1 protein-coding gene is annotated in these 1,486 nt (G+C 74.7%); it reads left to right on the forward strand.

What is annotated here, in order from left to right; translation table 11 throughout:
* On the forward strand, positions 1-1,486 hold a 1,486-nt coding region (locus tag JS521_RS35660), incomplete at both ends, for a TIM-barrel domain-containing protein (RefSeq protein ID WP_275564251.1).

The raw sequence follows: 1,486 nt of genomic DNA on the forward strand, positions 1-1,486 counted from the left end.
CGCCGGTTCGGGGCATGACCGGCCGGGCGCCTGCGAGGTGCGGATGGAGGGCGGGCCGCTGCGCTGCTGGGTGGTGGTGGGGACGCCGGCCCGGGTGCTCCAGGGGTGGACGGCGCTGACGGGTGCACCGGCGCTGCCGCCGTCCTGGGCGCTGGGGCCGCAGCACGCCCGGTGGGGGTTCGGGAGCGAGGAGGAAGTGCGGCGGGTCGTCGGCGGGTACCGGGAGCGGGGGCTGCCGTTGTCCGTGCTGCATCTGGACATCGACCACTACGACGGGCACCGGGTGTTCACGGTGGACCGGGAGCGGTTCCCCGATCTGCCCGCGCTGGCGAAGGAGCTGCGCGGGGACGGGGTGCGGCTGGTGTCGATCGTGGACCCGGCGGTGAAGGCGGAGCCGGGTGACGCGGTGTTCGACACGGGCCGGGCGGTCGGCGAGCACGGTGCGTTCGTGCGGGACGCGCGGGGGCGGGTGGTGGTCGGGGAGGTGTGGCCGGGGGCCTGCGTCTATCCGGACTTCACCGATCCGGTTGTGCGGGATTGGTGGGGATCTCTGTATGAGGAGCGGCTTGCGCAGGGCTTCTCGGGGATCTGGCACGACATGAACGAGCCGGTGTCCTTCGCGGCGTTCGGGGATCCGTCGCTGCCGCGTTCGGCCCGGCACGTCCTGGAGGGGGCTGGGGGCGATCACCGCGAGGCGCACAACGTGTACGCGCTGGCGATGGCACGGGCCGGGTACGAGGGGCTGCTCCGGCTGCGTCCGGAGGAGCGGCCGTTCCTCTTCTCGCGGTCGGGCTGGGCGGGGATGCAGAGGTACGGGGGTACCTGGTCCGGTGATGTGTCGACGGGGTGGCCGGGGCTGCGGGCGTCGTTGTCGCTGGTGCTGGGGCTCGGTCTGTGCGGGGTGCCGTATTCGGGTCCGGATGTGGGCGGGTTCGACGGGTTCCCGTCGCCGGAGCTGTATCTGCGGTGGTTCCAGCTGGGGGCGTGTCTGCCGTTGTTCCGTACGCACTCGGCGATCGACGCGGGGCGGCGGGAGCCGTGGGCGTTCGGGCCCGAGGTGCTGGAGCACGCGCGGGCGGCTCTGGTGGAGCGGGAGCGGCTGCACCCGTACTTCGTGTCGCTGTCGCACGTGGCGCGGCTGACGGGTGCGCCCTATGTGCGGCCGGTGTGGTGGGGTGCGCCGGGCGTCCGGGCGCTGCGGGAGTGCGAGGACGCGTTCCTGCTGGGCGATGCGCTGCTGGTGGCTCCGGTGCTGGAGCCGGGGGTGCGGCGGCGGGCGGTGCGGCTGCCGAGGGGGCGGTGGTACGACACGGTGACCGGGAGGCCGTACGAGGGCCCGGGTCAGGTGCTGGTGGACGCCCCGCTGTCGCGGGTGCCGGTGCTGGCGCGGGCGGGCGCGGTGATTCCGGTGCGGGGTGCGGACGGCGGACCGGAGCTGGAGGTGTGGGCGCCCGCGCCGGGGCGTACGGGCGGGGGCCTGGTGGTG

The sequence above is a fragment of the Streptomyces durocortorensis genome (assembly GCF_016901035.1).
Classification (GTDB): domain Bacteria; phylum Actinomycetota; class Actinomycetes; order Streptomycetales; family Streptomycetaceae; genus Streptomyces; species Streptomyces durocortorensis.